Origin of the sequence: Streptomyces sp. TRM68416 (assembly GCF_014596915.1) — a bacterium.
Classification (GTDB): domain Bacteria; phylum Actinomycetota; class Actinomycetes; order Streptomycetales; family Streptomycetaceae; genus Streptomyces.
Genome location: NZ_JACVWU010000024.1, coordinates 98929 through 120612, shown reverse-complemented (window position 1 = coordinate 120612; position 21684 = coordinate 98929). Strand labels below are relative to the sequence as shown.

Genomic DNA, 21684 nt, shown 5'->3' with positions numbered 1-21684 from the left:
GTGCTCCCGTCAGTCGGTCGGTAGCTCGTACGTCAAGACGTTCTCGTCGGCGCGCAGCACGAAGTGACTGACGTCCATCGGTGTCTCGTCCTGGTCGTAGCTGATGTGCACCACATCGAGGACGGGCGTACCGGCTTCGGCGCCGAGCCGTTCCGCCTCCTCGTACCTCGGCATACGGGCCTGAACCTCTTCGAGCATCCGGCTGAGCCGGTGCCCCAGTCCTTCGAACGCGGCGTAGATCCCGCCGGGGCCAGGAACGGCCTCTTCCAAGGAAGTGTCTCCGGCGATCGCGAGTGGAATGTACGTGGTCACGAGCTGCACCACTCGCCCGTCAGCGCGGTACGTGTTCTCTCGGCGGACCACCTGAGCGTCGGCCGGCAGGGCGAGGCGTTCCGCGACCCACCTGGGTGGAGTCACGCGCTCGATACTGGTCACCTCGACCTCGGCGGTCCGGCCCTGCGCCTCGACCTCGGTACGGAAAGGTGCCTTGCCTGCTTCTCGCCAGCGTCGGGCGTACCTGTCGTGCGCGTGACGGATCAACTGGGTGCGTCGCTTCACGAACACGCCGCGTCCGACTTGGCTCTCAACCAACCCTGTGGACTTGAGTAGCGCTACGACCTTGCTTGCCGTGCCGCTGGAGATCGAGAAACGCTCCACCAGCTCACGTTCCGACGGCAACACGCTGCCCGGCGGAAGCTCGCCTGACTCGATGTCTCGGCGCAGCTCATCGGCGACTTCACGGCTGCGGGGGAGCCGCTTGCTGGTGGTCATTCAGGGTCCTCTCTCACCTTCTGCCACCCACTGTAGACCTCCTTACGGAGGTCGCCCTAGGGAAGTTTCTGCGAACCCCTTGACGACCTCCTTAAGGAGGTCGACACTCATACCTCATGGAGACCTCCTCAAGGAGGTTGCCTCAAGGAGGAAACAAGTCGGGGCGACGCTCCCACCGCCAAGCAGATGCGTCGCCCCTGGTGCCCACGAAGGGAAGTCCCATCATGCGTCAGATCCCCGTCGACACCTCCGCCGCCACCGTGATGGTGGCCCAGGCCCCCGAGCCCAAGATCAAGGACCGTCGTACCGGTGAGATTGCCACCGATGCCGAGACCGGCACGACACTGCTGACCGTGAACGTGATGTTCGCGCTGGACGGCGACGTCGAGATCCTGAACGTCACTGTCCCGGAGACCGGGATCTCCGGTGACCTCCTGATGGGTACCCCGGTGGCCCTGACGGGTCTGATCGCGCGGCCGTGGGAGAACGAGTTCAACGGGCAGAAGCGGCACGGGATCGCGTTCCGTGCGGTCGCGGTCACCTCGCTGGTCGCCGGCGCCTCGAAGCCGAAGGCGGCCTGATCATGGGGTGGTTATGGATCGCGCTTGCGGTCGTGGTCGGGCTGGCGCTGCTGCTGCGGTGGCGCCGTCCCGTCTGGTACTGGCTGAGCTTCGGTGTCGTGCTGGCCGTGCTGCGGGTGCGCTGGCGCTTCGCCTCGGTTATGGAGGCCTGCCACCTGACCACGCCGGCGCCGCGTTGGCGCCGTACCCTGGCCCGTCTGCTGGGTCGGGAGACGCCTCGGCAGCAGGTGCCCGTCATGCTGTGGATCAAGCCCACCCGGGTCGGGCTCAGGCTGCGGCTGCGGATGCGGCCGGGACAGGACGCGTTCGAGTTCGCGGCCGCCTCGGACCGGCTGCGCCACTCCTTCGCCGTCCATCAGGTCACCTCCCGCGAGATCAAGCCGGGTGTGGTCGAACTCGCCCTGACCGGCTACGACGTCCTCAAGCGGGTGCAGATGCCCGCCACGACCGACCGGGGCATGCTGAAGATCCCGATTGCCATGGTCGAGGACGGCAGCGTGCACTACCGCGACTACCGGGAGGTTCCGCACTCAGTCACGGTCGGCGCCACCCAGTCGGGCAAGTCGGTCACCCAGCGCACCGTGATCAGGGAACTGGCTGCGCAGCCGGTCGCGTTGGTCGGCATCGACTGCAAGAAGATCGAACTCGGTCCGTTCGCGCGCCGCTTCTCCGCCCTCGCAGACAACCCCGATGACGCCAGGGAGCTGCTGGAAGCCCTGGTGGACCGGATGGAGGGCATCTACGACCTGATCCGCCGCGAGCAACGGATCAGCGCCGATACCCCGGAGGGGGAGATCGCCGCGAACATCTGGGACCTGCCGGAGGCGCTGCGCCCGGTCCCGGTCGTGATCACGATCGACGAGATCGCCGAACTGGCCCTGAGCACGAAGAAGAACGATCCGCGGCGGGACCGGATCGTCACCGCGCTGGTCCGCCTGGCCCAGCTCGGCCGTGCTGCCGGGATGTTCCTGGACCTGTACGGGCAGCGCTTCGGCTCCGAACTCGGCGACGGCATCACCATGCTGCGCGCCCAGCTCACCGGCCGGATGGTGCACCGCGTCAACGACGTGACCACCGCGAAGATGGCCTTCGGCGACATCTCCCCGCACGCGGTGTTCGCCGCCACGCAGATCCCGAACAACCGGCGCGGCATGGCCGTGGTCGGCTACTCCACCGGCGAATGGGTGCGCGTCCGCGCCCCGCACACGTCCATGCGGCAAGCCGTGGCCGCCTGCAACCGCTATGCGCATCTCGCCCCGGACATCCCGGAGTTGGCCCGCTTCCGGCCGCTGACGGATCTCGCGCCCGTCGAGGCGCCGGCGGTCGTCGAGGCTGCCTGACCCCTCTGCCGTTCCACGGTCGGCGCGACCGCTTCGCGCCAGGTCCCTACCCGAGCCATGCCTGAAGGAAGGCACCCGTCATGTGCCCTAGCTGCGACGACTTCGCCCGCACCGTGATGCTGCTCGGCGCCCTGACCCTGTACGCCGAACGGTGCGACGCTGACCCGGTCTTTGCCGACCTGGTGGGCGGCGCCTTGGCCGCGTCCCTGCCCGAGCCGCCGGCTGGTCTGATCCCGCCCGACTGCGACCCCGGCGAGGGGCCCGAGTACCCCACGGAGGGGTGACGGCCATGGCCGCTCGCAAGCGCAAGCCTGCGGAGCCCAAGCCGTGCGCGCCGTGCAAGGGCACCGGGGAGGTAGCCCGCACGGTCCGCGTCGGACGCAAGCGCCGCACGGTCGGCCAGCAGACCGGTATCTGCCTCGCCTGCTTCGGCACCGGCGAAGCCCTCACCGACTGAACATCTGCCGGGGGCTGGGCGGCCGGACACCGCGCCCCGCCCCTGGCCCCGACCCCTTGTGAAGGGAGGTGAAGACCATGGCCCGCTCGATCCGCCCGGACGCCGTCCTCATCCAAGCCGTGATTGCCGGAGCCCTGTCCTTCGCCCACTTGCACGACCTTGCCGCCGCGGCCGGACAGACCGGCTGGAAGGCCTGGGCCTACCCCGTCTCCGTCGACCTGTTGCTCGTGGCTGCGTGGCGACGGCTGCGCACCGATGGCCCGTCCCGGCTGGCCTGGTGCTGGTTCCTGATCGCCCTGTTCGCCTCGCTCGGCGCCAACGTCGCCACCGCCGGATTCCTCGACCTGGACCACCCGCCCGCCTGGCTGCGGTTCGGCGTCGCTGGGTGGCCCGCGCTCGCCTTCCTCGGCGGCACCCTCCTCGCCCACGCCCCCACGTCGGCCACGGGCCGGGACCGGGTGTCGGTTGCGTCGGCACCTGCAGCCCCGGCCCCCCAACCCGGCATCGAGCCCGCCCCCGCGCCGCCTGCCGTCGAGGACACGCCCGCGGCCCTGCCCCCGGCCACCGCGGCTACGCCGGTACCGGCCGCTTTGGTCAGCCACGCCCGCAAGGTCGCCGCCGATCACCAGGCCCGCACCGGCACCCGGATCGACACCGACACCCTGCGCACCCGACTCGGCGTCCCCGCCCCCCTGGCGGACGCCATCGCAGCCCAACTCACCTGAACCGAAAAGGAGTCACCCCATGGGCCTTTACAAGATCTGGAACGAGATGCACCACGTCGGCACCACCCACGTCGGCGGCGGCTCCGACCGCCACACCGGCGAGACGAAGTACATCGCCGCCTGCGAGACCGAGGACTGCGGCTGGTCCGCCGCCTTCGACACCTTCGACGCCGCCATGATCGCCGCCCAGGGCCACCGCTGCCCCGTCCGCTGAAGGAGACCGCGCCATGTCCGTACCGCTGTGGTTCTTCATCGCCTGCCTCGGCTGGGTCGGCGTCAAGCTCCTGCGCCCGCCCTGGTGGCTCGTGGCAGTCCTGATGATCGGCGGCTACCTGCTCGCCTCCAGCTTCCTCGCCCCCGCCATCGAGATCGCCCTCAAGGACTAACCCACGGAAGGAAGGCCGCACATGCTTCGCCCGCAGATCCCCACCAACCCCAAGCCGACCGGGCACACGACACCGCCCGTCGTTATCCAGCCCACCGCCGTCGTGCCCAGCACCCAGACCCCGCCGTCCGTCCCGGTCGCGCTGGCGTCGTCCAGGCCCACCATCCAGCTCACCCCTGGCGCCGTCGTCACCGTCGCCGGGATGGGCCTGGCTGCCGTGCTCGTCATCGGTGCCGTGCTGGTCTCGATCCTGCTCGCCGTCGCCGTCACGGCCGCTTCGGTCGCCGTGTGCGCGCTCGTCATCCGTTCGATCCTCGCTGGCGACACCCGACGCTGACCGGCCCCCGGAGCGGCGTCAACCGCCAAGTCTCGTCCGCTCCGGGCGCCGTCCCTGTCCGATCCACTGAACCGGAAGGAACCTCCATCATGACCGGCCCGACCCCGGCCACCACGACAACCGCCCGGATCTGCTCGAACTGTGACGGCTTCGCCACCGCCGCCGTCACCTTCGACCTCGGACGTGACAGCTCCGGCCACCTGCGCACGCTCACCGTGGACTGCTCGGTCTGCCACGGCACCGGCACCGCGCCGGCTCGCCGTCCTCGCCCGACGGACTGGGCGGTCGCCGCATGAACCGCCCCCGCGTCCTGGACTTGTTCTCCTGCGCCGGTGGCGCCGGCTGGGGCTACCACCTCGCCGGGTTCGAGGTCGACGGCTGCGACCTTCTCGACCGGCCCCGCTACCCCTTCCCGTACCACCGGGGTGACGCCCTCGAATACCTCGCCCACCTGATCGCCACCGGCGAGATCGAGCGGTACACCCTCGTACACGCCTCCCCGCCCTGCCAGGCCGGCTGCGCCCTGACCGTGGGCACCAACGCTTCCCAGGGCTGGGGCGGCACGCACACCGACCTCGTTGCCCCCACACGGTCCCTGCTCGACCGGACGGGCCTGCCGTACGTGGTGGAACAACCCAACGGCAAGGCGAAGATCCGCAAAGACCTCACCCTGTGCGGCGAGATGTTCGGCCTCGGCGTGCTGAGGCACCGCAACTTCGAACTCGGCGGCTTCGGGGTCATGCAGCCGGCCCACCCCCGACACCGGGGGTATGTGCGCGGCTGGCGCCACGGCGTCTACCGCGACGGGCCCTATGTGGCCGCGTACGGGGACGGCGGCGGCAAGGCCACCGTGCCCGAGATGCAAGCCGCCATGGGCATCACCTGGACCGACGTCCCCGAAGAACTGACCGAGGCCATACCCCCCGCCTACACCCGGTGGATCGGCACCTCCTTCCTGACCACCCGTCAGGAGGTGCTCGCGTGACCGACACCGCCACCCAGACGGGCCTGGGCACGGCCACCCTCACCGACCTGCTGAGGGTGGCCGCATCCCCCGGCTTCGACCGCTGGCAAGACCAGATCAAGCGCACCGGCGGCTGCGCCGACCCGATCCACCTCACCGGCTGGTCCATCACCAAGGACAAGACGACCGGCGAGACCCTGCGCTCCTACACCACCGACACCGAACCCGGCGGCCGGCTGCGCATCGCCTGCGGCAACCGCCGCGCCTCCCGCTGCCCGGCCTGCGCCTGGACCTACGCCGGAGACACCTACCACCTCATCCGCGGCGGACTCGTTGGGGACACCCGGCACGAGATACCCGCGACGATCCGGCACCGGCCCCGCGTCTTCGCCACCCTCACCGCCCCGTCCTTCGGACCCGTCCACAACCGGCCCACGCACGGCGACTGCCGGTGCGGCACCGCACACCGCGACGACGACCCGGCACTCGGCACGCCACTCGACCCCGACGCGTACGACTACGCCGGGGCGGTGCTCTTCAACAACCACGCCGGCGAGCTGTGGCACCGCTTCGTCAACCGGTTGCGCCGCGAGATCGCCGCCCAGGTCGGCATCACCCAGAAGGCGTTCAAAGAGGTCGCCCGGCTGTCGTACGGCAAGGTCGCCGAGTTCCAAAAGCGCGGTGCCGTCCACTTCCACGCCGTGATCCGCCTCGACGGAGCCGACGGCCCCGACACTCCACCGCCCCGGTGGGCAAGCACGGAACTGCTTACTCGCGCCATCCGCGCCGCCGTCGCGCACCCCTATGTCACGGCTGAGGTTCCCCCGCACGCAGACGCCAGCTTCCCCAACGGGCGGAAGCTGCGGTGGGGTCGACAGCTCGACGTCCGTCCCATCAAGGCGTTCGGCGACGGCTCAGAGATCACCGAACAGGCTGTGGCCTCCTACGTCGCCAAGTACGCCACCAAAGCCGCCGAGAACACCGGCACCGTCGACCGGCGCATCGGTAACCGCGAAGCAGTCATTCTCCTCGGCCTGCCCGACCACCCACGCCGCCTGATCGAAGCGTGCTTCGACCTCGATGCGGCCTACCCGGACCGTCGGCTGATTGCGTGGGCGCACATGCTCGGCTTCCGCGGCCATTTCAGTTCCAAGTCCCGTCGCTACTCCACCACCCTCGGCGTGCTCCGGCAGATCCGAGCCGACTACCGCGCCGCCCAGGAGCGCGAGGCTCTCGGCCTCGACGGCTACGAACCCGACAGCGTGCTCGTCCTCGCCTCCTGGCAATACGCCGGCCACGGGCACACCTCCGGCGAGTCCGCCCTCGCCGCCTCCATCGCCCGCGACCTCCAACTGAACCGTGAAACCGCCCGCGAAGCCTTGGAAGGAGAACCAGTGTGAAGGACGAGCTGATGACCGTTCCGGAGATCCTTGCTGAGCTCAAGGGCATCTCACGGCGGACCTTCTACCGGTGGCGCGAGTTGGGCCAGGCTCCGCGGGCCTTCAAGTTGCCCAACGGCGAACTGCGGGTGTGGCGGAGCGACTTCACGGCATGGCTGAACAGTCGGGAAAGGGCTGCGGCATGAAGTCGCTCGATGTGAAGGTCTGGGGCGTACGGAAGAGGAAGACCAAAAAGCCCTCCTATGACGTCAGGTGGGTTGTTGCCGGGAACGTGTTCCCCGAGCAGTTCCGCACCAAGGGCCTTGCCGACAACTTCCGTTCCAAGCTGCTCCGCGCCATGCGCGATGGCGAGGAATTCGACACGGTGACCGGGCTTCCCGACTCGATGGTCGAAAAGACACCCTCAATGACGTGGTACGCCTTCGCCTTGAAGTACCTCGCCATGAAGTGGCCGCACGCCGCGCCGAACACGCGCGACGGGATCAACGAGTCGCTAACCGCGGTCACCGTGACTCTCCTCGGCGACCGTCCGGGACGACCGGCCGACGAACTGCTGAGAAAGGCTCTTCGGAACTGGGCCTTCGTCCTGCCCGGTCCTGACGACTGCGAGTTGCCGACAGAGATCGCGAACACGCTGGACTGGGTCTCAAAGGCTTCGCGCCCGCTCTCAGACCTCGGTGACGCAGCGATCGCCAGGGGCGTACTGGACTCGCTGAAGCTGAAGCTCGACGGGACGGCGGCAGCCGCGGAAACCGTACGACGCAAGCGGCGGACCCTGGTCAACGCCATGCACTACGCGGTGGATCTCGGCGAGTTCAAAGAGAACCCGATCACCTCTGTTCGCTGGAAGAAGCCGAAGGTTGTCAAGGAAGTCGACCCCCGAGTGGTCGCCAATCCCGAACAGGCTCGCGCCCTGCTGGCCGCAGTGTCGTACGTTGGCGGCTATGGCAGGGCGCGGGGGCGTCGACTGGTTGGCCTCTTTGCCTGCATGTACTACGGCGCCTTCCGGCCGGCCGAAGCTGTTGGACTCAAAGCGGCGGACCTGAAGCTGCCGGAAAGTGGCTGGGGAACGGCGCTGCTGAACAGCACTCGGCCCAGCGTCGGCAAGCGGTGGACTGACTCCGGCGAGACGCACGACGACCGCGGACTCAAGAACCGGCCCGTGGAAGAGGTGCGGCCCGTGCCGATTCCGCCCCACCTCGTTGCGATCCTGCGGGAGCACATCGACACCTTCGGCGTGGCCGACGACGGGCGTTTGTTCACCAACGAGCGCGGGGGAGTGGTCGGCTCGTCGACGTACTACCGCGTCTGGCAGGAGGCTCGCGCGCTGGCACTCCCACCGGCCGTTTTGGTCTCCCCGCTCGCCGCCCGCCCGTACGACCTCCGTCATTCGGCTCTGTCGACCTGGCTCAACTCCGGAGTTGACGCGACCGAGGTTGCGGAGCGCGCAGGCAACAGCGTCGAGGTGCTGCTGAGTCGCTACGCGAAGTGCATCGACGGTCGGCAGGAGATCGCCAACCGCAAGATCGAAGAGCTGCTGCGCGAGTACGAGTGATCCCGCACGCGTCGCGCTAGGCTTCAGGCCCCTGGACTCGTCCGGGGGCCTTTGCCGTTGCCGGGGCTGACCAGGGGCGATGCCTCAAGATCGTGTCCACAAATAGTCCACGGACCCCGACATGCGGCCGCTCAGGGTGGCATACGGCTGCATATACGCGAAGACCCCGCACTCAGCGAACGCGCTGATGGCGGGGTCTTTAGGCACCTCATAAGGGGTGCCCCCGGCAGGATTCGAACCTGCGCACACGGCTCCGGAGGCCGTTGCTCTATCCCCTGAGCTACGGGGGCGTGTCGGGCGCCTTGCTTGGCGGCGACGGGTAGAACACTACCAGCTCCGGTGGGGTGTTCATGAACGGGTTTCCGTGGGGGCGGGGTCGCCCGCGGGGGGTGGAAGTGGGGAAAACCCGGACGCGGTGGTCGGTCCCGACCTACTCTCAAGTTGTGCCAGGCGCGTCGGGTCGGGTGCTTGTTGTGGACGACAACAAGGTCATCCGGCAGCTGATCAGGGTCAACCTTGAGCTGGAGGGCTTCGAGGTCGTGACCGCGGCCGATGGTGCCGAGTGTCTGGATGTCGTTCATCAGGTGCGGCCCGATGTGGTCACCCTCGATGTCGTCATGCCGCGGCTGGACGGGCTGCGCACCGCCGCGCGCCTGCGTGCCGACTCCCGTACGCGTGATCTGCCCCTCGCCATCGTCAGCGCCTGTACGCAGTACGAGGTGGACGGCGGCCTCGAAGTCGGCGTCGACGCCTTCCTCGCCAAGCCCTTCCAGCCCGCCGAACTCGTCTCCGTCGTGAGGAAGTTGATCGAGCGGAAGCGGGGCGGGAAGGGGCGGGCGGCCGGGGAGGCGGAAGCGGAGGGCGACAGGTCGGTGCTCGGGGACGTTTGCAGCGTCGGGGAAGGCGAGCGGGCCGGCGGCTGAGTGAAGGTCGGGGATCGTCGTCGCGGCGGTCGGCTTTCGGCTTGGCGCCCCTGCTCGTCCACATCCCGGGACTTCACCGAAACCGGTTCGCCTACCCACCCCCCTCCTCCCATACGCTGGTCCCGTGACCCCCGTCGAGCTCTCCCGTACCGTGCTGCGCGCGGTGCGTCGTGCTGTCGACGACGGGGAGCTGAGCGTGGCCGTGCCCGAGCGGGCTGTGGTGACCGCGCCCGGGCCCGGCGGGTGCGGCGACTACGCCACCAACATCGCCCTCCAGCTTGCCCGCCCGGCAGGGCAGCCGCCCCGGCGCGTCGCCGAGATCCTGCGGCCGCATCTCGTCGGCGCGGACGGCGTCGCCGACGTCGTCGTCACCGGCCCCGGCTTCATCAACTTCAGCCTGCGTGGCACCGCCCCCGCCTCCCTCGTAGCGGAGATTCTGCGGCGCGGGCCTCGGTACGGATTCGTCGACGGTTCGAGTGGTTCGAGTGGTTCGAGCGGTTCGAGCGGGGGGGCCGTTCGGCTGCACTGTGCCCACGACGTCCGTGCCGTCGTCGTCATGGACGTCGTCGCCCGCTTGCTGCGATCCCAGGGCGCCCTCGTCCACACCAGCTGCGACGGTCCGGTTGAGCCGGAGTGGGAGGCCCTGCTCGGCGTGAGCGGCCCCAGCGGCGACAGCGGCCCTAGCGGCGACAGCATCGACAGCATCGACAGCGTCGACGCCTCCCGCGCAGGCGCGCCCGACGTCGTCGTCCGGCCCGCCCCCGCCCCCGCCGACCCCCTCCCGCTCGGCCGCGACGCCGCCCGCTGGGCGTTGCTCCACCCCGCCGCCCACGACCGGCCCCGCATCACCGACGAGCACCTCGTCCAGCGCGAGGGCAACCCCCTCTTCCGCATCCGTTACGCCTACGCCCGCACCCGCGCCGTCACCCGCAACGCCGCCGACCTGGGCTTCACCGCGAACCCCGGCCCCACCGACCCGGGCGCGGCACCCGAGGCCGCCGTCGCCGACGCCCTCGTCCGAACCCTCGCCGATCACCCCCGTGTCCTCGCCCAAGCCGCCGCGCAACACGCTCCCGACCGGCTCGCCCGGCATCTCGTCACCGTCGCCGATGGTGTGCTGGCGTTTCTGCCCGCTGTGCTGCCCCGTGGTGCGGAGAAACCCTCGGCCGCCCACCGTGCCCGGCTCGCGCTTGCCGAAGCCGCCGGGGCGGTGCTGGCCGGCGGCCTGTCCCTGCTCGGTATCGACGCACCCGAACACCTCTGAGGAAGCGCACAACAGTCATGAGCCGTTCCGCACACCCCGCCGGGCCCCGTCACGCCGATGTCCTCCCCGAGGGCCACTACTCGGCGCCGCCGGCCGATCTCAACGCCCTCGACCCGAAGGTGTGGGCCCAGACCGTCACCCGCACCCCGGACGGCGTCCTCAGTGTCGGGGGGATTCCCGTGACGCGGCTCGCCGAGGAGTTCGGCACCCCGGCGTATGTCATCGACGAGGCCGACTTCCGCGCCCGCGCGCGGGCCTGGCGCACCGCCTTCGGGACCGAGGCCGACGTCTTCTACGCGGGCAAGGCCTTCCTCTCGCGTGCCGTCGTGCGGTGGTTGCACGAGGAGGGGCTGAACCTGGACGTGTGCTCCGGGGGCGAGCTGGCCACCGCCCTGTCCGCCGGTATGCCGGCCGACCGCATCGCCTTCCACGGCAACAACAAGTCCCCGGACGAGATCCACCGGGCGATCACCGCGGGCGTCGGGCGTATCGTGCTCGACTCCTTCCAGGAGATCGTCCGTGTCGCGCACATCGCGCGGTCGCTGGACAAGGTGCAGCGGGTCCAGATCCGTATCACCGTCGGCGTCGAGGCCCACACCCACGAGTTCATCGCGACCGCCCACGAGGACCAGAAGTTCGGCATTCCGCTCGCGGGCGGGCAGGCCGCGGAGGCGGTGCGGCGGGCGCTGCAGCTCGACGGGATCGAGCTCATCGGGATCCACTCCCACATCGGGTCGCAGATCTTCGACATGTCCGGGTTCGAGGTCGCCGCCCACCGCGTCGTCGGGCTGCTCAAGGACATTCGCGACGAGCACGGTGTCGAGCTTCCCGAGATCGACCTCGGGGGCGGCCTCGGCATCGCCTACACCAGCGACGACGACCCCCGCGAGCCGCACGAGATCGCCAAGGCGCTCACCGAGATCGTCACCCGTGAGTGCGAGGCCGCCAAGCTGCGCACGCCGCGCATCTCCGTCGAGCCCGGGCGCGCCATCGTCGGCCCGACCGCCTTCACGCTCTACGAGGTCGGCACCATCAAGCCCCTCGACGGGCTGCGTACGTACGTCTCCGTCGACGGCGGCATGTCGGACAACATCCGTACGGCGCTCTACGACGCCGAGTACAGCGTCTCCCTGGTGTCCCGGACCTCCGACGCCGAGCCGATGCTCGCGCGTGTCGTCGGCAAGCACTGCGAGAGCGGGGACATCGTGGTGCGGGACGCGTTCCTGCCGGCCGACCTGGCGCCGGGCGACCTGATCGCCGTACCGGCCACGGGGGCGTACTGCCGTTCCATGGCCAGCAACTACAACCATGTGCTGCGCCCGCCGGTCGTCGCCGTGAACGAGGGTGAGGCGCGGGTGATCGTCCGCCGTGAGACGGAGGAGGATCTCCTGCGTCTCGATGTCGGATGAGGGGGGCGGGGGAGCCCCGGCCGGGCGGGCGCAAGATCTCCTGTCTGCGGCCGCCGGAATAATGAAATAGTCGTCTCACGATCCGGACCAGGGATAGAAACTCCGGTCCGGTGAGTGAGACTGGTCCAACCGTAGAACAACCGTCGACGGTGAGAAGGAAACGAGGTCGGATGATGCGTACGCGTCCGCTGAAGGTGGCGCTGCTGGGCTGTGGAGTGGTCGGCTCAGAGGTGGCGCGCATCATGACGACGCACGCCGACGACCTCGCCGCCCGGATCGGCGCCCCGGTGGAGCTCGCGGGAGTGGCCGTGCGGCGCCCCTCCAAGGTGCGCGAAGGCATCGACCCGAACCTCGTCACCACCGACGCCACCGCCCTGGTGAAACGGGGCGACATCGACGTAGTGGTCGAGGTCATCGGCGGGATCGAGCCCGCGCGCAGCCTCATCACCACCGCCTTCGAGCACGGCGCCTCCGTGGTCTCGGCGAACAAGGCGCTCCTCGCCCAGGACGGCGCCGCCCTGCACGCCGCCGCCGGGGAGCACGGCAAGGACCTGTACTACGAGGCCGCCGTCGCCGGTGCCATCCCGCTGATCCGGCCGCTGCGCGAGTCCCTCGCCGGCGACAAGATCAACCGGGTGATGGGCATCGTCAACGGCACCACCAACTTCATCCTCGACAAGATGGACTCCACGGGCGCGGGCTACCAGGAGGCCCTCGACGAGGCCACCGCCCTGGGGTACGCCGAGGCCGACCCGACCGCCGACGTCGAGGGCTTCGACGCCGCCGCCAAGGCCGCCATCCTCGCCGGCATCGCCTTCCACACGCGCGTGCGCCTCGACGACGTCTACCGCGAGGGCATGACCGAGGTGACGGCCGCCGACTTCGCCTCCGCGAAGGAGATGGGCTGCACCATCAAGCTGCTCGCCATCTGTGAGCGGGCCGAGGACGGCGGCTCGGTCACCGCGCGCGTGCACCCCGCGATGATCCCGCTCAGCCACCCGCTGGCCTCCGTGCGCGGCGCGTACAACGCCGTCTTCGTCGAGTCCGACGCGGCCGGCCAGCTCATGTTCTACGGCCCCGGCGCCGGCGGTTCGCCCACCGCCTCCGCCGTCCTCGGCGACCTCGTCGCCGTCTGCCGCAACCGCCTCGCCGGTGCCACCGGACCCGGCGAGTCCGCGTACGCGGCCCTGCCCGTATCCCCCATGGGCGACGTCGTCACGCGCTATCACATCAGCCTCGACGTCGCCGACAAACCGGGTGTTCTCGCCCAGGTCGCGACCGTCTTCGCCGAGCACGGTGTCTCGATCGATACGGTTCGCCAGCAGGGCAAGGACGGCGAGGCCTCCCTCGTCGTCGTGACCCACCGTGCGTCCGACGCCGCCCTGAGCGGGACCGTCGAGGCGTTGCGCAAGCTCGACACCGTGCGCGGTGTCGCCAGCATCATGCGGGTTGAAGGAGAGTAACCAGCAATGACCCACCAGTGGCGCGGAATCATCGAGGAGTACCGGGACCGGCTTCCGGTATCCGACACCACGCCGGTCGTGACGCTCCGCGAGGGCGGCACGCCCCTCGTGCCCGCGCAGGTGCTCTCCGAGCGCACGGGCTGCGAGGTCCACCTGAAGGTGGAGGGCGCGAACCCGACGGGGTCCTTCAAGGACCGCGGCATGACCATGGCCATCACGCGGGCCAAGGAGGAGGGCGCGAAGGCGGTCATCTGCGCCTCCACCGGCAACACCTCGGCCTCGGCCGCCGCGTACGCGGTGCGCGCGGGAATGGTTTCGGCCGTTCTCGTGCCGCAGGGGAAGATCGCGCTGGGCAAGATGGGCCAGGCCCTCGTGCACGGCGCGAAGATCCTCCAGGTCGACGGCAACTTCGACGACTGCCTCACGCTGGCCCGCGCGCTGAGCGACAACTACCCCGTGGCGCTGGTCAATTCGGTCAATCCGGTGCGTATCGAGGGTCAGAAGACGGCCGCGTTCGAGATCGTGGACATGCTCGGGGACGCCCCCGACATCCACGTCCTGCCGGTGGGCAACGCGGGCAACATCACCGCGTACTGGAAGGGCTACAGGGAGTACGCCGCCGACGGTGTCTCGAAGCGGACCCCCCGCATGTGGGGTTTCCAGGCCTCCGGCAGTGCCCCGATCGTGCGCGGCGAGGTTGTCAAGGACCCGTCGACCATCGCCACCGCCATCCGTATCGGCAACCCCGCCTCCTGGCAGTACGCGCTGGCGGCCCGGGACGAGTCCGGCGGCCTCATCGACGAGGTGACGGACCGTGAGATCCTGCGCGCCTACCGGCTGTTGGCCTCGCAGGAGGGCGTCTTCGTGGAGCCTGCGTCGGCCGCGTCCGTCGCGGGCCTGCTCAAGGCCGCCGAGCAGGGCAAGGTCGACCCGGGCCAGCGCATCGTGTGCACCGTCACCGGCAACGGTCTGAAGGACCCCGACTGGGCCGTCGCGGGCGCCCCGCAGCCCGTCACCGTCCCGGTCGACGCGGCGACGGCGGCCGAGCGACTCGGGCTGGCCTGACCACAGCGCCACCAGCAGCCGTACAAACGGCGGCACCAGCAGCCGTAAACAAACGGCGGCACAGGCAGCCGTACAAACGCCAGCGCACAGGCAGCCGTAGAAACGGCGGCACAGGCGCTGTACAAACGGCGGCATAGGGGGTGCACAGGGGGCTTGCGACACGCATCGTGCGCCTCCTGTGCGCCCTATGTCGCCACAGAACCTTCCTTCGATAGGCTGTACTGAACCCGCCCGCCGCATATGCCTTCGCATCCGGTGGGGCGCCGCGCCGTCTCCACGGCCCGAGGGTCTCCACGTACGTATCGAATGTCTTCGACCATCACGCAGCTCAAGGAGAGTCATCGAGAGATGGCCGGTCCCGCCTTCCGCGCCGCCGCCGTACGGGTGCGCGTCCCCGCCACCAGCGCCAACCTCGGCCCGGGCTTCGACTCCCTCGGCCTGTCGCTGGGGCTCTACGACGACGTCGTCGTCCGGGTGGCCGACTCCGGGCTGCACATCGACATCGCGGGCGAGGGCAGCGAGACCCTCCCGCGGGACGAGAAGCACCTCCTCGTCCGTTCCCTGCGCACCGCCTTCGACCTGCTGGGCGGCCAGCCGCGCGGGCTGGAGATCGTCTGCGCCAACCGCATCCCGCACGGCCGCGGCCTCGGCTCCTCCTCGGCCGCCATCTGCGCGGGCATCGTCGCCGCGCGTGCCGTGACCATAGGCGGCGAGTCCAAGCTCGACGACGCCGCCCTGCTGGAACTGGCCACCGAGATCGAGGGCCACCCCGACAACGTCGCCCCGTGCCTGCTCGGCGGTTTCACGATCGCCTGGATGGAGGCCGGCGCCGCCCGGGCGATCAGGCTGGAGCCCGCGGATTCCATCGTTCCAGTGGTTTTCGTGCCCGGAAAGCCGCTCCTCACCGAGACCGCGCGCGGACTGCTCCCGCGTACCGTGCCGCACGTCGACGCCGCCGCCAACGCGGGCCGTGCCGCACTGCTCGTCGAGGCCCTCACCCGCAACCCCGAGCTGCTGCTGCCCGCCACCGAGGACCGGCTGCACCAGGAGTACCGCGCCCCGGCCATGCCGGAGAGCGCCGCACTGGTGGAGCGGCTGCGGGCCGACGGAGTCCCGGCGGTCATCTCGGGCGCGGGACCCACCGTGCTGGCGCTGGTCGACGAGGGCAGCGCCGACAAGACCGCCCATCTGGCAGGCGAGGGCTGGGCCGCCAACCGGCTCCGGCTCGACGCCCGGGGAGCGAGCGTGCTGCCGCTTGCGCCCTGACACACGGTTGCCGGATTACGAGAGGGGGAATGTTTGTTGGATCCGGTAGTGTTAATCTCAAGTCTGCACCCGACCCCACCATGGCGAGGTGCTTCGTGTCCCCGTCCGGGACAGACATTCTTCCGGGAGCCTCCCAAGCCGCACTGTGTTCCGTACGACGTACGCGGGCAGTACCTCGTACGCGGGCACTGAGCGACTCGCCGGGCACGCTCCGGAACCGGTGTGACCAAGCCACGTGACACGGACATCCGATGTCACGGCTGTGGGAAGCGCCATCACCGATATTTCCTCCGCCGCTTTGGCGGACCACCGCCCCGGCACGGTCCACGACGAGGACCGAAGCCGGACAGCACAACCGGTCGCCGAGCCAGACAGGCCGACGTCCGCTCCAGGGAAGGACCCTTCGTGAGCGACACCACCGATCTGATGGGCGCACGTGTCGAGGAGACCGCTGCCGCGCCCGCCACGGACGCCTCCGCGCCTGCCACCGGTGCCGGCTCCCGGCGGCGCCGCGGTACCGGCCTCGAGGGCATGGTGCTGGCCGAGCTGCAGCAGGTCGCATCCGGCCTCGGCATCAGGGGCACCGCGCGTATGCGCAAGAGCCAGCTGATCGAGGTCATCAAGGAGGCGCAGGCCGGGGGAGGTGCCGCGGCCCCCACCAAGGGCGAGGCCGCCACCGAGACCAAGCCGAAGCGCCGGGCCACCTCCAAGGCCCGCACGGGCGAGGACGCCCCCGCCAAGAAGGCGGAGAAGGCCCCCGCCGAGAAGGCCGCGGCCCAGCAGCAGATCGAGATTCCCGGCCAGCCCGCCTCCGACGACGCCCCCGCCGAGCGCCGTCGCCGCCGCGCGACCGCCGAGGCCGGCGCCCCCGCGGCCGCCGCCCCGGAGACGGTCGCCGCCGAGGCCAAGAGCGAGCCGAAGGCCGAGACGCCCGCGCAGGGCGAGGCCAAGGGCGAAGCCGGTGAGGGTGGCGAGGGCCGCCGTCGTGACCGCCGCGAGCGCGGCCGGGACCGTGACCGCGGTGACCGCGGTGACCGTGGTGACCGTGGTGACCGCCGCAAGGGCGACGACCAGCAGGGCGGCCAGCGCGGCCAGCAGCAGAACCAGCAGCAGGGCGGCGGCCGTCAGGACCGTGGCCAGCAGCGGGCCGACGAGGACGGGGACGATTTCGAGGGCGGCCGCCGTGGCCGTCGGGGGCGCTACCGGGACCGCCGTGGCCGCCGTGGCCGCGACGACATCGCCAGCGAGCCGCAGATCGCCGAGGACGATGTCCTGATCCCGGTCGCGGGCATCCTCGACATCCTCGACAACTACGCCTTCATCCGTACGTCCGGCTACCTGCCGGGGCCGAACGACGTGTACGTCTCCCTCGCCCAGGTCCGCAAGAACGGCCTGCGCAAGGGCGACCACATCACCGGTGCCGTGCGCCAGCCGAAGGAAGGCGAGCGCCGCGAGAAGTTCAACGCGCTGGTCCGCCTCGACTCCGTCAACGGCATGGCGCCCGAACACGGCCGCGGCCGCCCGGAGTTCAACAAGCTCACCCCGCTCTACCCGCAGGACCGCCTCCGCCTGGAGACGGACCCGGGCGTGCTCACCACCCGCATCATCGACCTGGTGTCGCCGATCGGTAAGGGGCAGCGCGGTCTGATCGTGGCCCCGCCGAAGACCGGCAAGACCATGATCATGCAGGCGATCGCCAACGCGATCACGCACAACAACCCCGAGTGCCACCTGATGGTCGTCCTGGTCGACGAGCGTCCGGAAGAGGTCACCGACATGCAGCGGTCGGTCAAGGGCGAGGTCATCTCCTCGACCTTCGACCGCCCGGCCGAGGACCACACCACGGTCGCCGAGCTCGCCATCGAGCGCGCCAAGCGGCTGGTGGAGCTGGGCCACGACGTCGTCGTGCTGCTCGACTCGATCACGCGTCTGGGCCGCGCCTACAACCTGGCCGCCCCGGCCTCCGGCCGCATCCTGTCCGGTGGTGTCGACTCGACCGCCCTGTACCCGCCGAAGCGCTTCTTCGGTGCGGCCCGCAACATCGAGGACGGCGGCTCGCTGACCATCCTCGCCACCGCCCTGGTGGACACCGGGTCCCGCATGGACGAGGTGATCTTCGAGGAGTTCAAGGGCACCGGCAACATGGAGCTCAAGCTCGACCGGAAGCTCGCCGACAAGCGCATCTTCCCGGCGGTGGACGTCGACGCGTCCGGCACCCGCAAGGAAGAGATCCTGCTCGGCAACGAGGAGCTGGCGGTCGTCTGGAAGCTGCGCCGGGTGCTGCACGCGCTCGACCAGCAGCAGGCCATCGAGCTGCTCCTCGACAAGATGAAGCAGACGAAGTCGAACGTCGAGTTCCTGATGCAGATCCAGAAGACGACGCCGACTCCGGGCAACGGCGACTGACCGACCGCCGGACGACTCCTCAAAAGGCCGCTTCCCGTCACCGTGTGACGGGAAGCGGCCTTTCGGCGCAGAGAGAGGTGGGCGCAGTGCGCCCATCCAACTCATGCACCCCTGGGGGGACTTCCTTGCCCACGCCCACGTCCGGCAACGGCCGTCACAGACGCCGTATACGGATCGCCCTGCCCGTCGCCGCCGCCGGCGTCGCCGCGGCCGTCGCCGCCGCGCTGCTGACCTCGTCCGCGGGCGCCGCGTCCGCCGAGCCCAGCCCGCCGGCCCTGACGGGCGCCGCCTCTGCCTCGCTCGCCGAGCTGGAGGCGCGTATGACGAAGGCCGCCGCCTCCGACGACGCTCCCGGCGCCACGGCTGACAAGTCCTCGTACAGCAGCGGATCCGGCGTCGACGCGAAGATCATCGGCGGCAGCACCACCGGCATCACCAGCGCCCCGTGGATGGCCCAGCTCTGGTACTACGACGAGGTCAACGACTTCGGCTTCTTCTGCGGCGGCGCGGTCGTGGCGCCGACGAAGATCCTCACCGCGGCGCACTGCGTCAAGGGCTACGACTGGAGCGCCAACGGCGGTGTCGTCACCGGCACCGCGCAGCTCTACGACGGCGACCTGCACGGCGGCACCGCCAGCGCCGTCCACCGCCAGTGGACCCACCCGTCCTACAGCTCGCGGACCATCGACAACGACATCGCGGTGCTCACCCTGGCCAACCCGGTCAAGGCCACCCCGATCCGTATGACGACGTCGACCGCGACCACTCCGTACGCCGCCGGGACCCAGGCCAAGGTCTACGGCTGGGGCCGCACCACCTCCACCAACCAGAACGTCTCCACGACCCTGAAGACGGCCACGCTGCCGATCCAGTCCGACGCCACCTGCGCCGGCTACTACGGCGCCGACTTCGTCAAGGGCCACATGGTCTGCGCGGGCACCCCCGCCACCGGCACCGACGCCGGCACCACCACCGCCTGCAACGGCGACTCCGGTGGCCCGCTCGTCGTCAACAACCGCGTCGTGGGCGTCGTCTCCTGGGGCGTGCGGGACTGCGTGGCCAAGGGCGCGTACAGCGTGTTCAGCAAGGTGAAGACGTACGTCGGCACGGTCTACCCGCGCATCGACGACACCAACCTGAGCGGCGACCACCGGGCCGACCTGTGGGTGCGCAACGCCTCCACCAAGACCGGCTACGGGAAGGACTCCAAGGGCACCTCCTTCGGCGCCCGCCAGTCCTGGGGCAACTGGGGCGCCTTCAACCTCGTCCTGCAGAGCGACTTCAACCGCGACGGCTACCAGGACCTCATCGCCCGGCGCAGCTCCGACGGCGACGTGTTCTGGATGCACTGGGTGCCCGCCAGCGGCTCCTGGGCGACGACCAAGCTCCGCGACGGCTGGAAGAGCCGCACCCGCATCGTCGCGCCCGGTGACGTCACCGGCGACTACCTGCCCGACCTGCTGTGCGTGGACTCCGCCGGCCGGCTGTGGATCTACAAGGGCACCGGCACCGGCTCCTTCTCCGGCCGCGTACAGGTCGGCACCGGCACGGGCTGGAACCAGTACGACTTCGTGGTCGGGCACGGCGACTTCAACGGCGACGGAAAGACGGACCTGATCGCACGCAACCGCAGCAACGGCTCCGTCTACCTGTACAAGGGCAAGGGCTCCGCCTCGTCCCCGTTCTCCCCGCGGGTCAAGGTGCGTACGTGGAGCAGGACCACGTACAACAAGCTCGCCGCGGTCGGCGACGTCACTGGCGACGGCAAGGCCGACCTCCTGGCCCGTACGCCCGGCGGCACGCTCTACCTGTACAAGGGCACCGGCAAGGCCACCAGCGAGATCTTCGCCACAAGGATCTCCGTCGGAACCGGCTACCAGCAGTACGACATCTGGGCCTGAATCCCCAGGTGAACGCGGTACTCACCAGCTCGGCAACTACGCTCTGTGCCCACCGTCCCCGGCGGTGGGCACAGAGCGTTGTGCAACCCTGTCCCCGGTTTCCCCGTCTGACCAGATGGAGTGACCATGGGCGATACGACATGAATTGCCACGCCTGGCCCTGAAAGCAGGGGGTAACCGACCGGGACGAGAACCGAGGAGCACATGACCGCCGAGAGCACGCCGGAGCCCGGCATACCGGACGAGGACGGCACCAACGGCCCGCGCCACCGCGCCAAGGGCCGCCGCCGCAAGCCCCGAGCCAAGCGCAAGGGCCTGCTGGTCATGGCCTGGACCGCCGCCGGGATCGTCGTCCTGGGCGGCACCGGAGCCGGTTACCTGTACTTCAAGCTCAACGGCAACATCAACAGCGTCGACATCAACCAGGCCCTCGGCACCGAACGGCCCGACAAGGTCGACAACGGCTCGGAGAACATCCTCGTCCTCGGCTCCGACACCCGCTCCGGCTCCAACCGGAAGCTCGGCGGCGGCACCGACGACGGCAGCGCCCGCTCGGACACCGCGATGGTCGTGCACCTCTACGAGGGCCGCAAGAAGGCCAGCGTGGTCTCCATCCCGCGCGACACCCTCATCGACCGCCCGGAGTGCACCGACACCGACGGCAAGACCCACGCCGCCGCCTCCGGCGTGATGTTCAACTCGGCGTACACCACCGGCGGCGCCGCCTGCGCGGTCAAGACCGTCGAGTCGCTCACCGGCATCCGCATGGACCACTACCTGGAGGTCGACTTCAGCGGATTCCAGAAGCTCGTCGACGAACTCGGCGGCGTCGAGGTCACCACCACCGAGGACATCAGCGACCCCGACAGCCATCTGAACCTCAAGGCCGGCACCCACCGGTTGAACGGCGAGCAGGCCCTCGGCCTGGTCCGCACCCGGCACGGCGTCGGCGACGGCTCCGACCTCGGTCGGATCCAGCTCCAGCAGGCCTTCATGAAGGCGCTGATCAACCAGGTCAAGGACGTCGACCTGTTCGGCAACCCCAAGAAGCTCTTCGACCTCGCCGACGCCGCCACCAACGCCCTCACGACCGACTCCGACCTCGACTCGGTGCAGTCCCTGATGTCGTTCGCGAACGGGCTCAAGGGCATCGACGCCAAGAACATGAAGATGATCACGATGCCGGTCCGGTACGACCCCGCCAACCCCAACCGCGTCATCGTCGCCGAGCAGCAGGCCGAGCAGGTCTGGACGGCCCTGAAGAACGACGAGGCGATCCCGAAGTCGGCCACGAAGGGCACGGCGACGGGCGAGGCCAAGGACGTCGTCAGCGCCGGCTAGGGCCTGTCCGGCGGATCATGCCGCAGACGCGGGGCCTGGCACGCCCATCTGCCGCGTTGTCGTCGGTTGCCGACGCTCCGCGTCGACGCCCTCCTCCGCCTTGCAGCTGCACGCACCAGGCCCCGCTCACC

The 21684-nt window shown here is 70.0% G+C and carries 23 protein-coding genes and 1 tRNA gene; 22 read left to right on the top strand and 2 right to left on the bottom strand.

Features of this window, described 5'->3' with window-relative positions:
* Positions 1-9: 9 nt before the first annotated feature.
* Complete coding sequence (locus tag ICC28_RS31960; protein WP_188292265.1) at positions 10-771, bottom strand: GntR family transcriptional regulator; 762 nt, start codon at positions 769-771, stop codon at positions 10-12.
* A 224-nt stretch (positions 772-995) separates the two neighbouring features.
* Between ICC28_RS31960 and ICC28_RS31955 the strand changes: the two genes are divergently transcribed.
* From ICC28_RS31955 to ICC28_RS31895, 13 genes are all read left to right on the top strand, one after another.
* Positions 996-1352, top strand: coding sequence for a hypothetical protein (locus tag ICC28_RS31955; protein WP_188292264.1), 357 nt, complete (start codon positions 996-998; stop codon positions 1350-1352).
* Between the two features lie 2 nt (positions 1353-1354).
* Positions 1355-2692, top strand: coding sequence for an FtsK/SpoIIIE domain-containing protein (locus ICC28_RS31950; RefSeq protein ID WP_188292263.1), 1338 nt, complete (start codon positions 1355-1357; stop codon positions 2690-2692).
* Positions 2693-2772: 80 nt separating this feature from the next.
* On the top strand, positions 2773-2976 hold the full coding sequence (locus ICC28_RS31945; protein WP_188292262.1) for a hypothetical protein: 204 nt from the start codon (positions 2773-2775) through the stop codon (positions 2974-2976).
* 5 nt (positions 2977-2981) lie between these two features.
* A complete protein-coding gene (locus tag ICC28_RS31940; protein ID WP_188292261.1) occupies positions 2982-3149 on the top strand; it encodes a hypothetical protein in 168 nt (55 codons plus the stop codon).
* Between the two features lie 77 nt (positions 3150-3226).
* On the top strand, positions 3227-3874 hold the full coding sequence (locus ICC28_RS31935) for a DUF2637 domain-containing protein (RefSeq protein WP_188292260.1): 648 nt from the start codon (positions 3227-3229) through the stop codon (positions 3872-3874).
* Positions 3875-3893: 19 nt separating this feature from the next.
* Entirely contained in the window at positions 3894-4088 is a 195-nt protein-coding gene (locus tag ICC28_RS31930; RefSeq protein WP_188292259.1) for a mobile element transfer protein, read from the top strand.
* Positions 4089-4101: 13 nt separating this feature from the next.
* A complete protein-coding gene (locus ICC28_RS31925; protein WP_188292258.1) occupies positions 4102-4260 on the top strand; it encodes a hypothetical protein in 159 nt (52 codons plus the stop codon).
* Between the two features lie 21 nt (positions 4261-4281).
* Positions 4282-4596: a SpdD-like protein gene (locus ICC28_RS31920; RefSeq protein WP_188292257.1), complete on the top strand. Its 315-nt coding sequence runs from the start codon at positions 4282-4284 to the stop codon at positions 4594-4596.
* Positions 4597-4685: 89 nt separating this feature from the next.
* Complete coding sequence (locus tag ICC28_RS31915; RefSeq protein ID WP_188292256.1) at positions 4686-4892, top strand: hypothetical protein; 207 nt, start codon at positions 4686-4688, stop codon at positions 4890-4892.
* Positions 4889-5581, top strand: a complete 693-nt coding sequence (locus ICC28_RS31910) for a DNA cytosine methyltransferase (RefSeq protein ID WP_188292255.1) — start codon at positions 4889-4891, stop codon at positions 5579-5581. The genes ICC28_RS31915 and ICC28_RS31910 overlap by 4 nt, the downstream gene beginning before the upstream one ends.
* Positions 5578-6960 (top strand): replication initiator protein RepSA, encoded by a 1383-nt coding sequence (repSA, locus tag ICC28_RS31905; protein ID WP_188292254.1) that lies wholly within the window; start codon positions 5578-5580, stop codon positions 6958-6960. Before ICC28_RS31910 ends, repSA begins: the two co-directional genes overlap by 4 nt.
* Before the next feature lie 11 nt (positions 6961-6971).
* Entirely contained in the window at positions 6972-7145 is a 174-nt protein-coding gene (locus ICC28_RS31900) for a helix-turn-helix transcriptional regulator (protein WP_078972537.1), read from the top strand.
* Positions 7142-8515: a tyrosine-type recombinase/integrase gene (locus ICC28_RS31895; protein WP_188292253.1), complete on the top strand. Its 1374-nt coding sequence runs from the start codon at positions 7142-7144 to the stop codon at positions 8513-8515. Before ICC28_RS31900 ends, ICC28_RS31895 begins: the two co-directional genes overlap by 4 nt.
* 218 nt (positions 8516-8733) lie before the next feature.
* Here the strand turns inward: ICC28_RS31895 and ICC28_RS31890 are convergent.
* A tRNA-Arg gene (locus ICC28_RS31890) sits at positions 8734-8805 on the bottom strand.
* Positions 8806-8979: 174 nt separating this feature from the next.
* Between ICC28_RS31890 and ICC28_RS31885 the strand changes: the two genes are divergently transcribed.
* The 9 genes from ICC28_RS31885 (at position 8980) to ICC28_RS31845 (ending at position 21553) form a co-directional block, all read left to right on the top strand.
* On the top strand, positions 8980-9438 hold the full coding sequence (locus ICC28_RS31885) for a response regulator (protein ID WP_411158635.1): 459 nt from the start codon (positions 8980-8982) through the stop codon (positions 9436-9438).
* A 124-nt stretch (positions 9439-9562) separates the two neighbouring features.
* Complete coding sequence (gene nrtL, locus ICC28_RS31880) at positions 9563-10702, top strand: ArgS-related anticodon-binding protein NrtL (protein ID WP_188292251.1); 1140 nt, start codon at positions 9563-9565, stop codon at positions 10700-10702.
* Between the two features lie 17 nt (positions 10703-10719).
* Positions 10720-12111 carry a diaminopimelate decarboxylase gene (lysA, locus tag ICC28_RS31875; protein WP_188292250.1) on the top strand — a complete coding sequence of 464 codons (1392 nt, stop codon included), beginning with the start codon at positions 10720-10722 and terminating at the stop codon, positions 12109-12111.
* A gap of 170 nt (positions 12112-12281) precedes the next feature.
* Positions 12282-13574 carry a homoserine dehydrogenase gene (locus ICC28_RS31870; protein ID WP_188292249.1) on the top strand — a complete coding sequence of 431 codons (1293 nt, stop codon included), beginning with the start codon at positions 12282-12284 and terminating at the stop codon, positions 13572-13574.
* Positions 13575-13580: 6 nt separating this feature from the next.
* Positions 13581-14639 (top strand): threonine synthase, encoded by a 1059-nt coding sequence (gene thrC / locus ICC28_RS31865; RefSeq protein ID WP_188292248.1) that lies wholly within the window; start codon positions 13581-13583, stop codon positions 14637-14639.
* A 348-nt stretch (positions 14640-14987) separates the two neighbouring features.
* Positions 14988-15905: a homoserine kinase gene (gene thrB / locus ICC28_RS31860; RefSeq protein WP_188292279.1), complete on the top strand. Its 918-nt coding sequence runs from the start codon at positions 14988-14990 to the stop codon at positions 15903-15905.
* Between the two features lie 405 nt (positions 15906-16310).
* Positions 16311-18311: a transcription termination factor Rho gene (gene rho / locus ICC28_RS31855; protein WP_188292247.1), complete on the top strand. Its 2001-nt coding sequence runs from the start codon at positions 16311-16313 to the stop codon at positions 18309-18311.
* Positions 18312-18436: 125 nt separating this feature from the next.
* Positions 18437-20212 carry a trypsin-like serine protease gene (locus ICC28_RS31850; RefSeq protein WP_223190037.1) on the top strand — a complete coding sequence of 592 codons (1776 nt, stop codon included), beginning with the start codon at positions 18437-18439 and terminating at the stop codon, positions 20210-20212.
* 204 nt (positions 20213-20416) lie between these two features.
* Positions 20417-21553, top strand: coding sequence for an LCP family protein (locus ICC28_RS31845; RefSeq protein ID WP_188292246.1), 1137 nt, complete (start codon positions 20417-20419; stop codon positions 21551-21553).
* The last annotated feature ends 131 nt before the right edge of the window (positions 21554-21684 follow it).

What these genes read in the sequence shown, in the direction of transcription:
- ICC28_RS31925 (WP_188292258.1), top strand. Translation starts at nt 4,102, where the DNA reads ATGTCCGTACCGCTGTGGTTCTTCATCGCCTGCCTCGGCTGGGTCGGC.
- ICC28_RS31945 (WP_188292262.1), top strand. Translation starts at nt 2,773, where the DNA reads ATGTGCCCTAGCTGCGACGACTTCGCCCGCACCGTGATGCTGCTCGGC.
- ICC28_RS31895 (WP_188292253.1), top strand. Translation starts at nt 7,142, where the DNA reads ATGAAGTCGCTCGATGTGAAGGTCTGGGGCGTACGGAAGAGGAAGACC.
- ICC28_RS31845 (WP_188292246.1), top strand. Translation starts at nt 20,417, where the DNA reads ATGACCGCCGAGAGCACGCCGGAGCCCGGCATACCGGACGAGGACGGC.
- lysA (WP_188292250.1), top strand. Translation starts at nt 10,720, where the DNA reads ATGAGCCGTTCCGCACACCCCGCCGGGCCCCGTCACGCCGATGTCCTC.
- ICC28_RS31915 (WP_188292256.1), top strand. Translation starts at nt 4,686, where the DNA reads ATGACCGGCCCGACCCCGGCCACCACGACAACCGCCCGGATCTGCTCG.
- ICC28_RS31910 (WP_188292255.1), top strand. Translation starts at nt 4,889, where the DNA reads ATGAACCGCCCCCGCGTCCTGGACTTGTTCTCCTGCGCCGGTGGCGCC.
- thrC (WP_188292248.1), top strand. Translation starts at nt 13,581, where the DNA reads ATGACCCACCAGTGGCGCGGAATCATCGAGGAGTACCGGGACCGGCTT.
- ICC28_RS31955 (WP_188292264.1), top strand. Translation starts at nt 996, where the DNA reads ATGCGTCAGATCCCCGTCGACACCTCCGCCGCCACCGTGATGGTGGCC.
- ICC28_RS31870 (WP_188292249.1), top strand. Translation starts at nt 12,282, where the DNA reads ATGATGCGTACGCGTCCGCTGAAGGTGGCGCTGCTGGGCTGTGGAGTG.
- ICC28_RS31920 (WP_188292257.1), top strand. Translation starts at nt 4,282, where the DNA reads ATGCTTCGCCCGCAGATCCCCACCAACCCCAAGCCGACCGGGCACACG.
- thrB (WP_188292279.1), top strand. Translation starts at nt 14,988, where the DNA reads ATGGCCGGTCCCGCCTTCCGCGCCGCCGCCGTACGGGTGCGCGTCCCC.
- ICC28_RS31960 (WP_188292265.1), bottom strand. Translation starts at nt 771, where the DNA reads ATGACCACCAGCAAGCGGCTCCCCCGCAGCCGTGAAGTCGCCGATGAG.
- ICC28_RS31940 (WP_188292261.1), top strand. Translation starts at nt 2,982, where the DNA reads ATGGCCGCTCGCAAGCGCAAGCCTGCGGAGCCCAAGCCGTGCGCGCCG.
- ICC28_RS31950 (WP_188292263.1), top strand. Translation starts at nt 1,355, where the DNA reads ATGGGGTGGTTATGGATCGCGCTTGCGGTCGTGGTCGGGCTGGCGCTG.
- ICC28_RS31930 (WP_188292259.1), top strand. Translation starts at nt 3,894, where the DNA reads ATGGGCCTTTACAAGATCTGGAACGAGATGCACCACGTCGGCACCACC.
- ICC28_RS31935 (WP_188292260.1), top strand. Translation starts at nt 3,227, where the DNA reads ATGGCCCGCTCGATCCGCCCGGACGCCGTCCTCATCCAAGCCGTGATT.
- ICC28_RS31900 (WP_078972537.1), top strand. Translation starts at nt 6,972, where the DNA reads ATGACCGTTCCGGAGATCCTTGCTGAGCTCAAGGGCATCTCACGGCGG.